The organism is Nocardia sp. 852002-20019_SCH5090214 (genome assembly GCF_001665865.1).
In the GTDB taxonomy this organism is placed as follows: Bacteria; Actinomycetota; Actinomycetes; order Mycobacteriales; family Mycobacteriaceae; genus Nocardia; species Nocardia nova.
This window is the reverse complement of record NZ_LZMK01000299.1, coordinates 17,568-31,160: the sequence shown is the minus strand read 5'-3', so window position 1 is coordinate 31,160 and position 13,593 is coordinate 17,568. Positions and strand designations below refer to the sequence as shown.

Here is a 13,593-nt window from a genome sequence, read left to right as displayed (position 1 = left end):
GTAACGCGAGTGATAAATCGCATACCAGTCGCATTTTCGGACCGCGATACGACCGTGAAATACCAGCTCACAAGGGTGAAGTCCGTTACGACGGCGCGCCGTCGGCGAAGGGCGCCGCATTATCTTCGCCTCCCGGTGAAAGTAATCAGCAACCGCGTGAGTTCGTCGACGAACTGTTCACGAGGAATGGCCGGGCGGTCGAGGACGTAGCGAATGATGATCTGCTGGAAGGCGTGGAAGGCCATCCACGCCATAGCGAAAGCGCGGCCGGGGTCTCCGGCGCGGGTGACCGCGGCGAGATATCCGGCGATGAGGTCACCGGCCCGTTGCTCGACGATCTTCAACTCGGTCGAGCCGCCCAGGCGTGGCATCTGTTCCACCAGGACACGGACGAGTTCTCGATTCTGCTCGGTGAGGTCGAGGGCGGCGGCCACCGCGGCACGCACTTGTTGTTCCGGCGCCCCCGCACCACCCGCGGTCAGCGCACTCAGCAAGCCACCGGCGATCTCGCCGATCATCCGCTCCACCGTCATCGCAACGATGGCGTCCTTGTTGGGAAAATATTGGTAGAGACTGCCGGAGCTGATACCGGCGTCCGCGGCGATCCGGTGGGTCGACACACCGTCGTAGCCGCCCGCGATCAGCAGGCGGGCACACGAATCGAGTATCCGCTCGACCATCCGTCGCGATCGTTCCTGCCGGGGAATCTTCCTCGGCACCTGCCGCGCGGTTCCCGACATCGCGTACCTCCATGATTCTGGGCCGTTCGGGTCGCCGCACGGACCCCGTCGACCGCACGACCGGCACTACCGGATCAACGGCCACCATGGGGCTCGGGTGCGGGTGCGGGTGCAGGCTTGCTCGCCCCGCCCGGCAGTCCGGCTCCCACGCCGCCGACATCGGTGATCGTCCAGTTCGACGCCCGGTCCATCGTCACCGTGTAGGTCGCCGTGGCCGCGACCCCGTCCGGAGCCTGTTTGCTCTTGGACGTCATGTCGACGAACACCTGCACGACGAATCTGTTCCCGTCACTCTGGGCGACCTTGGCGGCCAGCAGTCGCGCGGTCGCGGTGTATTCCATTTCCGTCAGCCACGGCCCCACGACGTCCACGGCGGCATCGAGTTTCGGCGCGAGCTGTCCGGAGACGCCGTGGGTCAGCGCGGCACGCCATCCGGCCAGATCGTGGAAATCGACCTTCGATACGTTCAGGGCGTATGTCGAGGCCGTGTGTTCGGCGGCCGCCTCGGTGTCCAGACGGCTCTGCAGGGCAGCCAACCGGTCCGCCGAATCGTCGGTGGCCCACAGCGCCACGAATGTCACCGCGACGACGAGCGCGGCGACAGCGACGGCTGCGACCGCGCGCACCGACCACCACCACCGCTGCGGGGCCGAACCTGGCGCGCTCTTCTCGGCCGGACCAGGCGCCGGGGCCGACGATGCCGAGTCTTCAGGTTTCTCGGCCGGCCGGTCGGCGTGATTGGTCCCGGCAGGCGTGACGCTCGCGTCCGCGGCCTTGTCGGCTTCCGAAACATCCTGTGCGGTATCGGTATTCGTCATGGGTCGTGTTCTCTCCTCATCGGGGGACGGTGACGGTGAATCGGACACTGTCGCCCGGCAGCGTCGCGATCGCCTGTTCGAGCAACGTGCCGATATCGATCGAGCCGAGCAACGGCCCGGTCGCCCTGGTGGCCGGCCGTAAGGCCACTCCGATGGCGCCGATCTCGGGGGCCAGCTGCGCCAGGAATTCGGCCAGCTCGCCCTCCTGATGACGCCACGAGCCCAGAATCTCGTTGCCCCGCAGCACCGACGATCCTTGGAACAGATACTTGTAGGAGATACCGAGGTTCTCGCCGAACTCGTCGAGCATCGGCGGTGCGGCGGTCATCGCGGGCCGGGCCCAATCCACATCGCGCATCATCCGCACCAGATCACGCAAGACCACCTCGAGCGAGCCCTCGTGCGCGGACAGGGTAGTCAGCAGCAACTCGGCGCCGCGGCGCGCCGCCGGCATGGTGGCTTCCAAACCCGTTACCGACTGGGAGAACGCGTCGACGAGCCGGCGGACGGATTCGGTGTCGGTCTGATCAAGCAGACCCGAGACGGTCGCGAGCAGATCGGGGACCGAGGTCGGCAATGTCACCGTCTCGGTCAGATGTGCGCCGTCTGCGAGCCACGGGCCCGCGTTCGACTCCGGGAGAAACGCGAAAACCGGCTCCCCCAGCGCCGACAGATTCTCGACCCGCATCGTGCTGTGCACGGGGATCCGGTATTTCGCGTCGTAGGAGATCCGCATGCGGACCGTGCCAGGCACATTGCGCACCTCGTCCACCCGTCCGATGTTCACGCCCCGGTAGACCACCTGGGAGCCGGCCCGCAGCCCCGCCGCGTCGTGGAGCTCGACCGTGGCGTGATGGCGGCGGTGCGTCGGATCGATGCGCAGCACGCCGGCGACGAGATACCACGAGCCCAGAATCATGACGCCGACCAGCGCCAGGGCCGACAGCCATGCGGGTATGCGGGTCACGGCATCGCTCCGATCATGCGCAGGAGTACCAGGGCGTCCTTCGTCGAATCTCCGGGCGAGCCGACGATGCTGACCTGACGGAGGTCGACTCCCGGGCCGAGCAGGAACGGGATCAGCTTGTCCCTGACCAGCCCCACCATCGCCGCGGCGTTACCCGCCAATTGCGTTGCGCTGGGCGAGGGTTCACGAATCAGCGGCACGATCTTCGCGAGGTTCTCGTTGATGTGCGGTAGCCGTGGTATCAGCCACTGCAGACCGGTGACCAGGGTGTTGGCGTCGATGACGGTGTTGAGCACGGCCTCCATGAAGTACGGCACCCGGTCCAGGCGCCGACGCGCGGTATCGGAGAAGGTGAAACCGATCTGATCGCGTGCGTCGTGCAGGCGCTGTGACAGATCGTCGGTCGCCTTCACGATCCGGTCTATCTGATCGAGGTTCCCGGCGGCATCGCTGACGTCCTTCGCCGCGGCGGAGGCCAGCGCGCGGGTCTGCGCGGGATCGTCGGGAAGCACGTCGTTGAGCCGGGCGATCGAATCCTGCAGCCGGATCACGCTGCCGCCGTTGACGAAAGTCGCGATCCGCTCGAGCATCTGCTCGACCTGCGGACCGGGATCGGTCTGCGCCAGCGGAATCGTATCCCCGTCGCGCAACGGCGCGGCGCCGTCGCTGTCGGGCGGCAGCAAGGCGATGTAGATATCGCCCAGCATGGTCGTCAGCCGCAGTTCGGCGCGGGTGCCGGCGGGAACGACGACCGAATCCCGCACATCGATGTGCGCGACCGCGCTGTGCGGTTCCAGGCTGATCGACTTCAAGGTGCCGACCGAGATCCCGCCGCTGCGCACGTCCGCACCCGCCGGCAGGCTCAACAGCGAGGTGAACTCGAGATTCAGCCGATAGGTCGGGCCGTGCACACCGGCCCCGGGCAGGGCGTGATCGCTGGGGTCGAAACCGCACCCGCACAACACGATCAGGGTCGTGACTCCGATACCGATCGCACGGCGCAGGCGAGTGAGAGTGGTGGTCACGGCGTTGCTCCGATCGTCGACAGCACCAGTTCGGGCAGCGGTATCGATACCGATCGGCCGGACCGCACGGTGCACGCGTTCGGGCCGAGCTGTGCGAGGGCGGCGCACAGCTGCGCGGGGTCCGGGGTGGCCACCTCGGTTCGCGGCGGACGGATGTCGACCGCGAGCGTGCCGGGCTGTGCCGCGATGGTGGTCTGCAGCATCTGCACGATGCCGGGAATCTTGGCGAGCAGATCGGCGGACTGTTCGGTGCGGGTACGCACCATCGTCGCCACCGGAAGGGTGGAACGCAGCACGTTCATCAGATACGGGAAATGTTCGTGGAACAGCCGATTCAGCGGATCCACTGCGTGAGAGAGTTTCTCGACGAGAATCTTCGCGACGATGAGCATGTCCTGGATCGCGTGCAGGCCCGGCGCGAAGGTCTGCAACGTGGTCTTGACGTCGTCCCAGTTGGCGGTGACGAAGGTGGTCAGTTCGGCGGAGTTGTCGAGCAGTTCGCCGAGCCGGGCCATGAAAGTGTCCGGTGCGGCCAACAGATCGGCGAGCGAACGCAGTTCGCGATTCACGACGGGCCCCATCCCGGCGAATTCGCCGCCGGCACTGCGCAATGCCGATTCCAGGGGCGCTGTACCGTCGGGCCCGCGCTCGGTCATCGTGCGGACCAGGCCGGAGAACGAGGCGAGAGCGTCGGACACCGTCACCGGGGTGCGGGTTCGCACCGTATCGATACAGGTGTCCGACGGCAGCGCGGGCCCGGGACCGGGATCGGCGTTGACCAGTTCCACGCGCCGGTCGGTCAGGATCGACGAATTGGTGATCACGGCTCCGGTGCCCGCCGGGAGCGTGCGCCGGTCGGTCGTCATATCCACCCGGACCCGGGCGCCGTCCGGCTCGATGGCTCGCACGGTCCCGACCGCTATCCCCCTGATGGTCACCGGGGAACCGGGATACAGACCGAACGAATCCTTGAAAAGCGCACACACATGCTGGGTATCGGCTTCGTTCAGCGTTCGTGCCGTCGTGACGCCGGCGGCGGTCACCAGCACCACCGCCGCTGCGGCCGTCGCGAGCGCTCGTTTCCGGGTGAGATGTAGTGCCATCAGCACTGCTTTCCCGGGACCGGAAGACAGACGTCGAGTCGCGGGGTCGTCAACCCGCTCTGATCGATCAGTGCCTGCCCGTCGGGACCCGCGATCTTCGCGAGGCCGGTCAGCGTCGCGGTCATGGAGGACATCATCGAATCGACGGACTTCAGCAACTCCGCCCCGCGGTCACCCGCCTGTTCGAGCGGCGGCAGCAGTGGTTCCACCTTTTCGGCGTAGGGGCCGCCGAGGAAGTCGAACAGCAGGCCGCTCAGGTTCGCGACACCGTCGGCGAAGACCTGGAGATCGTTACGGGCCGCGACGATCTGGGGCCCCAGCATCGCGTATCCGCGAATGATCTCGACGGCCAGATCCTTGTTGTCGTCGGCCGTACGCAGGTACTCGTCGGAAAGTGCGAGCAGATTCTCGATCTGAGTCTTCTGCTTCGACAGCACGGTGGCCACCGATTCCAGATCTTCGACCGTGGATCGGACCGCTCCCGGTGACTCCGTCAGGACTGCGGCCGCTTTGTCCAGTGCGGTGCGTAGCGCATTGGGGTCGAGACGGGTCACCACGGCGTCGGACTTTTCGTAGAGGTTGCCGAGCAGGAACGGCAATGTCGCCCGTTCGGCCGGAATGCTGCCGGTCAGCGGTTTGCTTCCCTCGGGGTGAACGGCCAGATAGAAGCCCCCGATGGGCGTCAGCATCCGGATCGACACGGAGGTGAGATCCCCGAGCCGGTAACGCGATCGGACGGTGAACGTCACATCGACGTGATGATCGGCGAGGGTCATGGATCGGACACTTCCGACAGGTACACCTGCGATGCGGACATCGTCGCCGGCCACGAGACCACCCGACTCCGGCAGTTCCAGGTGGTAGCTGGAGGTCCCCGGCGGGCGCAGGTACAACGCCAGCACGATTCCGGCGATCACAGCGAACACGGCGAGTCCGCCGAGCGCCCAGCGCATTTGGCCGCGCGGGCCGACGTCTTCGGCTCCGAAGTCGAATGCGGGAAGGCGGCGCGGCAGACTCAGGCGACGCAGACTCATCGGCCACCTCCCTTACAGACGACGAGCTGCCGGCCTTCGACGAGGACATCGGCGGTGACAGGCAATGACACCGTGCCGTTGCTGCACTGCCGACTCGGGTCGGTTCCGGGAATGAGGGCGTTGAGCCCGGCGAAGACTCCGGGCAGAACCGACAGCGTCCGCAGTGCGGTACCCGGGTCGGGAATCACTTCCGAAACACGCCGGGTGAATTCGTCGTTGCGGTCGCTCGCGCCGAGACCCAGCTGCGACAGGGAATCGACGAGCTGCGAGACCTCCGACATTTCCAGTGCGCCGTTCTTGACCAGAGCGGCAAGTTCGCTCATCCGGGCCACCATCGGGGCGAAGATGGAGTGGAAGACCTGCAGAATGTTCTCCAGATTCTGGGACCGGCCCTGCAAGCGATCCGACAGGGATTCGAGATTGTCGAGGATGGTGCTCATCAGCGCGCTGCGATCGCCGGCGCACCTCGCCAGTGTGGCGATATCGCGCATGACCGGAGTGACGCTGTTCTCGGTGCCGTCGATCAGAGCCGCGACGTTGGTGGCCAACCGGTTGTAAACGGCGGGATCGGCGTCGCGCAGCAGCGGTTCGAGCCCGTTGAACAAGGTGGTGATGTCGAACGAATCCACCGTGTGGGTGAATAGTTCGTGCGGATCGAGCAGCGGCGCCTTCTCGTCGCTGCGCTGCAGTTCCATATAGCGCTGCCCGGTCAGATTCTGGAATTTGATCGCGACCCGGTCGGGCGCGCGCAGCCGGTATTCGTCACGCACCGTGAATTCGACGATCGCGCGCCCCTGGTCCGACACCTCGATACCGGTCACCTTGCCGATCTGCACGCCGCGCAGCCGCACGTCGGCATTCGGCTTCAGTCCGAAGACATCCCCGAACTGGGCGCGATACGCCGTGGTGGATCCGCCGACCGGTCGTTGAATGGCCTGGACGATGAGGACGATGATCACGACGACGACACCCGCGAGCAGGGCGAGTCGGGCGGCGGCCTGGCGTGGTGTCTTCATCGCGCACCTCCGCCGGTGGCGTCGAGCGGAACCCGGAACGCCGGAAAGGTTCGCACGAGTGCGTCGACTCCGAGCACCACCTTGTCGCCCTCTCGATGCAGAGCCCCGTCGAGGCCGCCGATCAGCCGCGAAACCTGTTCGGGCGTTACGTTTTTCAGGGACCGATTCAGCGGGATGAGCAGATCCAGCAGCATGTCGACCGTCTCCGAGGTCGAGCCGAGGGCGCCGACCACCTGGCCGGACAGTGCCATCACCAGATTCGATACCTCGGTGATGGTGGCGCTCGCCTGCCGAGCGCGGAAGTCGTCGTCCAGTTCCTCCACCGCCGCGAGCGAGTGCAGGATGTTCAGTGCCGAGGGGGTGAACGCCGCCATACCCTCGGACACGTCGGCAAGGTGTGGAAGCAGTTCGCTCAGGGACATGTCGCGGGCTCGTGCCGAGGCTCGCACGACCAGCAGCGCCGAGGCGAGCATCGGCGCCATCTCCTCGGTGAGTTGGGCGGCATTGTCTATCGACGTCGACAGCTGATCGGTCACGACATCCAACAGCAGCCGGCCCGAATTCCGCATCACGGTGGTGACCGTGTAGTCCCCGACATCACCGAGTTGCAGCACGGCGTTCGGACGGATGGGCCGGCCGCCGGGCATGGGGATCAGTTCGAATGCTGTCGACCCGAAGAGGTTCGAGGAAACGAAGCGGGTATTCATCGAGGTGGACAGTTCCCGCAGGGGGTCGGCGTCGACGCTGACGGTGACCCGCTGCCGGTGCGGCCCCCGCGCCTGCACCCCGACCACCGACCCGATCGACATACCCCGCAAGCGCACCGTGGTATCGGTGGACACTCCGTCGCCGAGGTCGGCTGCCTCGACCGAGAATTGGATCTGCCCAGCGCGATCGGGCTGGGTGACCCGCCACGCCAGGACGAGAATCAGCGCGACGACCACGATGACGACGACGCCCCGGAGTCGCAGACCCCATCGGCCCGGTCCATGCACCGAGAACTGTGCTGCTCTGCTCATCGTCTGCTCACCCCGCGAAACTGATGGTCGCGTCGAAGCCCCACATGCACAGGGTCAGCATCATGTCGGTGGTCACGATCATCACCAGGCTGGCGCGGATCGCCCGGCCGGAGGCGATTCCGACTCCTTCCGGTCCGCCGGTGGCATGGAACCCCTCGTAGGCATGGACGAGGGTGACGACGAGGACGAACACCACGACCTTGATCAGTGAATAGATCAGGTCGATCGGCTCGGTGAACATGTGGAAGTAGTGCTCGTAGGCGCCCGCGGCCTGTCCCTCCACGAGGGTGACGGTCGCGCCGGTGGTCGCGAAGCCCAGGGCCAGCGCGATGAGATACGACGGGACGACCGCGCCCACGGCGGCGATCAGCCGGGTGGAGACAACGTACGGGATCGGCCGGATAGCCTGGGCTTCGAGGGCGTCGATCTCCTCGGAGATGCGCATCGCGCCCACCTCGGCGGTGATCCGGCATCCGGCCTGCGCGGCGAAACCGATGGCGGCGATCAGCGGGGCGAGCTCCCGAGGATTGGCGAGCGCCGACATTGCGCCGGCGAGCGGCCCCATACCGAGCATGTCGAGAGCGGAGAAGCCGACGATGCCGACCATCCCGCCCGCCACGACGCCCATGACGGCCAAAACCGGGGCAACTCCGCCGCCGATGATGACCGCGCGACCGTTACCCCACGTCAGATCGGTGAATATCGCGACGGTCTGGCGGCGGTTCATCCGCAACGCGTGACCGATGCCCGCAACTGCCGACATCACGAAGTGCAGGTGATGGCCGAAGGATTCGAGAGGATCCCACAGGCGCTCGGAATATCGTAGCCAGCGCAGTAACCACGGGCGGTATCGAGCCGGCGTATCTACGGTGCCGGCGGGGAGCTGGGACATCACAGAAACCTCATGGGTACGAACATCAGGACGATCTGGGTGATGACGAGGTTCACGACCATGCAGGCGAGGATGCCGAGAACCACGGCGGCGTTGACACTGTCGGCGACCCCTTTCGGGCCGCCCTCGGCCTCGAGCCCGCGGTGGCTGGAGATCACCGCCACCACATAGCCGAACACCGCCGCCTTGCCGAGACAGACCAGGAGGTCGGTGACCGAGGCGAAGCTGCCGAAGGACAGCCAGTAAGAACCGGGCGCCACTCCCTGGCCCAGCGCGGCGACCGCGAAGCTCGCGACGATGCTCATCAGGATGATCAGCACCGACAGCATGGGCGCCACCACGACCATGGCCAGGATTCGCGGGGCGACCAGACGCCGATGCGGGTCGACGCCCATCGTCCGCAGGGCATCGATTTCCTCGCGGATGGTGCGGGAAGCCAGATCTGCCGCGATCGCCGAGCCCCCGGCGCCGCCGACCAGCAGCGCGGCGGCCAGCGGGGCAATCTGCTGCATCACGCCCATGCCGCCGACCGCGCCGGCCATCGAGTTGGCCCCGACATTGTCGGTCATACTGCCGACCTGCACGGCGATGACCACGCCGAGCGGAAGCGCGACCAGCACCGCCGGAAGGGCGGACACCGAGACGAAGAACCAGCCCTGAACCACCGTGTCCCGCAAGGGAAACCGGCCGCGGCAGATATCGGCGACGGTGAACGCGGAGGCGCGGAATCCGAGCCGGAAAAGTCTGCCGAGGGTGCGGGTGGCGTCGGCCGTCCGGGCGGTGAAACGTGCGCCCGCGCGGACGGGCGGCTGGTCACGCGGTTCGGCCCCGCTCGAGTGATGGTCCTGGTCGCGCCCCGGCGGGTGGGCCGGAACGGGGTCCGTCGCGGGTGACGGGGTCATCGGGTGGGTTCCTTCGTACGAAGCATCGAGGGCATGCTGAACCGGCGCCGAATGCCGGGCTGTGCCGGCGGTTCGATCGCTGGTGACGGACGGCTCGCGTTCAGGCCGAGTGGGACTCGCTTCTTCCCGAGCGAGACAGTTGTGCATTGACCCTCAGCGCAGGCCGAGGCCGGTGGCGGGACGTGATGTCGTTCATGGTCGGATGCTCCTCGACGTTGAAGGCGATTCTCGTGGGGGCGCGGTGCCAGCGGCGTTCCGGCTCGGTATCAGCCGCCTTCCGGCACCGGCGCAACGGTCAGAAAGGACAGCATGGTTCGCGCGAACCGGCGCACTCCGTCCTCGGTGGCGGTGGCCGTGCCCAGGGCGGGAGTGAGCCACACGCTGCCGAAGAAACGGACGATCATCTCGGCGGCCACCTCGGTGTCGAAGACGACCCCGGCGCGCCGGGCGGTGAGGTCGAGCTCGTTACCGACCGACGTGATCAGCATGTCCGCGATCTGCGGGTCGTTCAGCAACGGCAGTCCGGCCTTGTCGTCGACGAGCCGTCGTGCCACGGGATGAGTGCGCACGACCCGAATCGCCTCCACTATCCATTCGACCGCCCGGTCGAGCGGATCCTCGATCGCGTCGATCGCCGCGTGGAACGCCTCGACGATGTGACCGAGTTCCCAGGCGAAGGCCCGCTGGACGAGTTCCTCTTTGGTCGCGAAGCGACGGAAGACGGTGGCACGTCCGACTCCGGCCGACGCGGCCACATCGGCGACGGTCATGCGTTCCAGACCGTGATGGCTCAGGCACCCGATCGTGGCTTCGAGGATGGCGGCGTCGGTCGCGTCCACCTCGACGGGCTGGCCGACGAGGGCGCCCATCAGCAGCGAACGAACCGGCGTGAGACTCATAGTTCAGGAACAGTATCACCGCTGCGATGAGACAGGGAAAGAATGCCTTTATCACTCTCAAATCGGTTCTTTGCAGCACGCGAATCGGACAAAAACGGCCGATGAATCCGTCGGCTACGCCGCCCGCAGATTCACCGGCCGAGGCCGCATATCAGCCGAAGAGATCGATTACCGGAGTATTCTCCGCATCGCTGGAGAAGAAGTAGGTCGCGGCGACTTCCATATGTTTGCGCCAATGCTTTTCGACGGCATCACCGTCACCGGCCTCGATGAGCTTTATGGTCTTGGCGAAGGAACGCAAGGTCTTCCCGAAGCGTTCGGGCATATTCCCTTTCCTGCCCAGCTCCTTCGCCAGTGACTGCTGGACATGGGTGTCGACGATATCGGCGAGGACCGCGCCCTGGACGGCCAGCGTCTTGTTCCCGCACCGCTGCATGATCAGCTCGTGGAAGCGATAACTCGCCGAGGACCAGGTGGATACGTCGGGAATCGCCTCGAAGCCGGCCTCGACGATCGCACGCAATCGGTCGAGCACCGTCTGCAGATCGGCGAGATCTTGTTCGGTCCGCCGCTCGGCGAGCATCCGGGCACAGACCGGTTCGGTCACCATCCGCGCCTCGTAGACATCCCGAATCGTGGTGCCCTGCAACTGGAGTAGCAAACCGACGTGACGCGCGGCCACCATGGGATCGGGTTCGAGTACACGCGCGCCGCCACGGGAACCACGGCGCACGACGTGCCGTACGCGATCGACGGCGCGTTCCGACCGAAGATCCGCAAGGCCCGCAGCGCCTTCTCGATGTCTCCCGCCAGCAGTGCACGAATGGCCCGACGCGGGACCAACGGGGTGGTGGTCGTCGAATTGCTTCCGAACACTACAACTTTCGCCTCATCCGCACCCGCCAGCGCCGAGCGCCAACCATCGAGCAGTTCGACAACGCCGAAGTAGTTCACCTCGAAGATCAGCCGCGGCCGGTCCGTCCCCGGCGACGGCCCGACCCCCGCCGCGAGGATCGCGCCGTCGAGGCGCCCGTCCACCTCCGCGAGCACACCGTCGATCGCGGCGCGGCGCCCGGCCGCTGTCGGCAAATCGGCGAGCACTTGTGCGTCCTTCAATCGACGCCGACCACCGTATGGCCCCGCTCGCGCAACTGCTCCGCCGCCGCCCGGCCCATTCCGGACGCCGCCCCCGTCACCACTTACACACCCACCGCATTACCTGCTCCATTGTCCCGAGGCTCGATCGCAGACTCGACCCGACGGCGGCCGGCCCGCACGTCACCGGTGCCGGACAGTGATTTATCCGACGACCCACTCGTCGAGTCCATCACGTCGCGGCGCAACGGATTCGCCCGGGTAGGCGGCGAGTTCACGCAATGCCGCGGTGATCTCGTCGGCACACTCGAGCGGCCCGCAATGTCCGGTGTCGAATTCGCGGAGTTCGATCAGCCGGGGCAGCGCCGAGGCGATCACCCGCGACCGGGCGGGCGGGGCGATCTTGTCCCTACTGCCGGCGATGACCAGGGTGGGGACGGTGAGCGAGCTCGGATCGAGCACGGTTACGAGATTCACCAGCATGGCTCCGTAGCCACCTCGGCCGCGCGCGGATGTGGCGGCGATCATGCGATCCAGCTCGCGTCCGACGCGCTGCGCGGCGACCGGCGCGAGCGCGATGTAGGACAGCAAGCGCCGGCGCACCGGCATCCGGCGCGGCAGCGGAAGCCCGGCCAGCGGCACAACCGTGCGCGCCACGCGGAGGCGGGCGCCGAGTAGCCGTTGCGGGCCACGCAGGAACATCACGTTGTCGAGGATCTCGCCGGGCGTGGTGTTCACCAGGGCGACCGCGCGGGTACGGATGGCGACCTCGTCCGGATACCGGTTCGCCCAAGCCATGACGGCGATACCACCGAGGGAGTGTCCGGCGAGCACAGCGGGACGGTCGGCCGGGACGGTGGCGGACAGCACCGCATGTAGATCGTCGGCGAGGTGATCGAGGGTGTAGCGGCCACGACGCGGCGATTCGCTGCGACCGTGCCCGCGATGGTCGAAGGCCACCACTCGATACTCGCCGGACAACGCCGCGATCTGGTTACGCCAGAAGCCCAGCGCGCACAGCACGCCGTGCGCGAGCACGATCGTGGGCGCGCCCGCGGGGCCGTGGATCTCCACATGTATCCGAGCGCCGTCGGCGCTGCGGACCTGCCGCTCCTCCACTCGGCCGGGAGCGGAGACGGCAGGCGCGGACCGATGTCGCGAGTCCGCGGGCCGGCCCGCCCGACTACGCCGCGACCGCACGGTGTGCCTGTCGCGCGCGCCGCACGGCGCGTCGCGCCTGCGGGACCTGCCGGACGATCCGCGGCAGCCGCGGTAGGACGGTGCGCGAGAGTGCGGCCAAGGCGCCGAACGTGATTCGCCGGCCGCCCGTCCACCGCACCCCGAGCAGATCGCGCAGTTCGGGCGTCAGCAGGCCGGCGGTGATCAGTGTCAGCACCCGGCCCGCGATCGGACGCACGGTGTAGTTCCAGACCATCGCGTGGCGCAGCACCGGGATCATCGGCGGCGGTTTCGGGCTACCGACCACGGCCAGCACCCGGTCGGTGATGTCGGACCGTTCCAGCGTCGTGGCCGTCATCCGGTCGAACCAAGCGCAGAACGCGGCCCAGTCGGGAGGCATATCCTGCGCACGTACGCCGTAAAGCCTGCCGACCCGGCGCATTTCCAGGTAGAACTGTTCGACCTCGCCGGGCCGCCACCCGCGCCCCAGCACTTTCTGCTGGGTGTACACGCCGTGCACCAGGCTGGCGTGCACCCAGTGGAAGGCCTCCGGATTCAGCGAACTCCAGCGCGAACCATCGGGGTTGCGCCCCTTGATGTTCCGATGCAGATCGCGCAGTTTCCGGGCGGTGGCCAAGGCATCGTCCTGCCCGTAGACGACGCCCATGATCATGTCCAGCGTCCGTTCGGCGCGACCGTACGGATCGGACTCGAACACCGAGAATTCCCGGACCCCGGTGGCGACCACCGGATGGGCGACGTCGATCAGCAGACGGCGCGAGGCGCCCAGCACGAACGTCATTTCGCCGAACACCGACCATGCCACCGAGTCCGGCCCCAAGGGCACGAGCTCCTCGTCCGCTGCCGGCCGCTCCAGCGCAGCCTCCGCCTCACTCATGAGACT

The 13,593-nt window shown here is 67.0% G+C and carries 14 protein-coding genes and 1 pseudogene; all 15 read right to left on the bottom strand.

The window, feature by feature from the left end; genetic code table 11:
• Positions 1–119: 119 nt before the first annotated feature.
• Positions 120–740 carry a TetR/AcrR family transcriptional regulator gene (locus A5780_RS23655; protein ID WP_064909633.1) on the bottom strand — a complete coding sequence of 207 codons (621 nt, stop codon included), beginning with the start codon at positions 738–740 and terminating at the stop codon, positions 120–122.
• A 74-nt stretch (positions 741–814) separates the two neighbouring features.
• Entirely contained in the window at positions 815–1,558 is a 744-nt protein-coding gene (locus A5780_RS23650; RefSeq protein WP_064909632.1) for a hypothetical protein, read from the bottom strand.
• Positions 1,559–1,574: 16 nt separating this feature from the next.
• A complete protein-coding gene (locus A5780_RS23645; protein WP_064909631.1) occupies positions 1,575–2,525 on the bottom strand; it encodes an MlaD family protein in 951 nt (316 codons plus the stop codon).
• Positions 2,522–3,550 carry an MlaD family protein gene (locus A5780_RS23640; RefSeq protein WP_064909630.1) on the bottom strand — a complete coding sequence of 343 codons (1,029 nt, stop codon included), beginning with the start codon at positions 3,548–3,550 and terminating at the stop codon, positions 2,522–2,524. Before A5780_RS23640 ends, A5780_RS23645 begins: the two co-directional genes overlap by 4 nt.
• The gene (locus tag A5780_RS23635; RefSeq protein WP_146101003.1) at positions 3,547–4,653 is read right to left on the bottom strand and encodes an MlaD family protein; all 1,107 of its coding nucleotides are present in this window, start codon (positions 4,651–4,653) and stop codon (positions 3,547–3,549) included. The genes A5780_RS23640 and A5780_RS23635 overlap by 4 nt, the downstream gene beginning before the upstream one ends.
• Entirely contained in the window at positions 4,653–5,687 is a 1,035-nt protein-coding gene (locus A5780_RS23630) for an MlaD family protein (protein ID WP_064909629.1), read from the bottom strand. Before A5780_RS23630 ends, A5780_RS23635 begins: the two co-directional genes overlap by 1 nt.
• Positions 5,684–6,703, bottom strand: a complete 1,020-nt coding sequence (locus tag A5780_RS23625) for an MlaD family protein (RefSeq protein WP_064909628.1) — start codon at positions 6,701–6,703, stop codon at positions 5,684–5,686. The genes A5780_RS23630 and A5780_RS23625 overlap by 4 nt, the downstream gene beginning before the upstream one ends.
• A complete protein-coding gene (locus A5780_RS23620) occupies positions 6,700–7,722 on the bottom strand; it encodes an MlaD family protein (RefSeq protein ID WP_064909627.1) in 1,023 nt (340 codons plus the stop codon). Before A5780_RS23620 ends, A5780_RS23625 begins: the two co-directional genes overlap by 4 nt.
• A 7-nt stretch (positions 7,723–7,729) precedes the next feature.
• On the bottom strand, positions 7,730–8,614 hold the full coding sequence (locus A5780_RS23615; RefSeq protein WP_064909626.1) for an ABC transporter permease: 885 nt from the start codon (positions 8,612–8,614) through the stop codon (positions 7,730–7,732).
• Positions 8,614–9,516, bottom strand: a complete 903-nt coding sequence (locus tag A5780_RS23610; RefSeq protein ID WP_082976675.1) for an ABC transporter permease — start codon at positions 9,514–9,516, stop codon at positions 8,614–8,616. The genes A5780_RS23615 and A5780_RS23610 overlap by 1 nt, the downstream gene beginning before the upstream one ends.
• 266 nt (positions 9,517–9,782) lie before the next feature.
• Positions 9,783–10,415: a TetR/AcrR family transcriptional regulator gene (locus tag A5780_RS23605; protein WP_064909625.1), complete on the bottom strand. Its 633-nt coding sequence runs from the start codon at positions 10,413–10,415 to the stop codon at positions 9,783–9,785.
• Between the two features lie 151 nt (positions 10,416–10,566).
• Positions 10,567–11,025 carry a FadR/GntR family transcriptional regulator gene (locus A5780_RS23600; protein ID WP_064909624.1) on the bottom strand — a complete coding sequence of 153 codons (459 nt, stop codon included), beginning with the start codon at positions 11,023–11,025 and terminating at the stop codon, positions 10,567–10,569.
• 122 nt (positions 11,026–11,147) lie between these two features.
• A pseudogene (locus tag A5780_RS23595) lies at positions 11,148–11,590 on the bottom strand (NAD-dependent epimerase); the annotation flags it as partial.
• A gap of 124 nt (positions 11,591–11,714) precedes the next feature.
• A complete protein-coding gene (locus A5780_RS23590) occupies positions 11,715–12,629 on the bottom strand; it encodes an alpha/beta fold hydrolase (protein WP_181068645.1) in 915 nt (304 codons plus the stop codon).
• Positions 12,630–12,693: 64 nt separating this feature from the next.
• Positions 12,694–13,587, bottom strand: coding sequence for an oxygenase MpaB family protein (locus tag A5780_RS23585; RefSeq protein ID WP_064902861.1), 894 nt, complete (start codon positions 13,585–13,587; stop codon positions 12,694–12,696).
• Between the last annotated feature and the right edge of the window lie 6 nt (positions 13,588–13,593).

Excerpts from the sequence above, each read along its gene's own strand:
- A5780_RS23655 (WP_064909633.1), bottom strand. The coding sequence starts at position 740 with ATGTCGGGAACCGCGCGGCAGGTGCCGAGGAAGATTCCCCGGCAGGAA.
- A5780_RS23650 (WP_064909632.1), bottom strand. The coding sequence starts at position 1,558 with ATGACGAATACCGATACCGCACAGGATGTTTCGGAAGCCGACAAGGCC.
- A5780_RS23635 (WP_146101003.1), bottom strand. The coding sequence starts at position 4,653 with ATGGCACTACATCTCACCCGGAAACGAGCGCTCGCGACGGCCGCAGCG.
- A5780_RS23630 (WP_064909629.1), bottom strand. The coding sequence starts at position 5,687 with ATGAGTCTGCGTCGCCTGAGTCTGCCGCGCCGCCTTCCCGCATTCGAC.
- A5780_RS23625 (WP_064909628.1), bottom strand. The coding sequence starts at position 6,703 with ATGAAGACACCACGCCAGGCCGCCGCCCGACTCGCCCTGCTCGCGGGT.
- A5780_RS23620 (WP_064909627.1), bottom strand. The coding sequence starts at position 7,722 with ATGAGCAGAGCAGCACAGTTCTCGGTGCATGGACCGGGCCGATGGGGT.
- A5780_RS23615 (WP_064909626.1), bottom strand. The coding sequence starts at position 8,614 with ATGTCCCAGCTCCCCGCCGGCACCGTAGATACGCCGGCTCGATACCGC.
- A5780_RS23610 (WP_082976675.1), bottom strand. The coding sequence starts at position 9,516 with ATGACCCCGTCACCCGCGACGGACCCCGTTCCGGCCCACCCGCCGGGG.
- A5780_RS23605 (WP_064909625.1), bottom strand. The coding sequence starts at position 10,415 with ATGAGTCTCACGCCGGTTCGTTCGCTGCTGATGGGCGCCCTCGTCGGC.
- A5780_RS23600 (WP_064909624.1), bottom strand. The coding sequence starts at position 11,025 with ATGGTGACCGAACCGGTCTGTGCCCGGATGCTCGCCGAGCGGCGGACC.
- A5780_RS23585 (WP_064902861.1), bottom strand. The coding sequence starts at position 13,587 with ATGAGTGAGGCGGAGGCTGCGCTGGAGCGGCCGGCAGCGGACGAGGAG.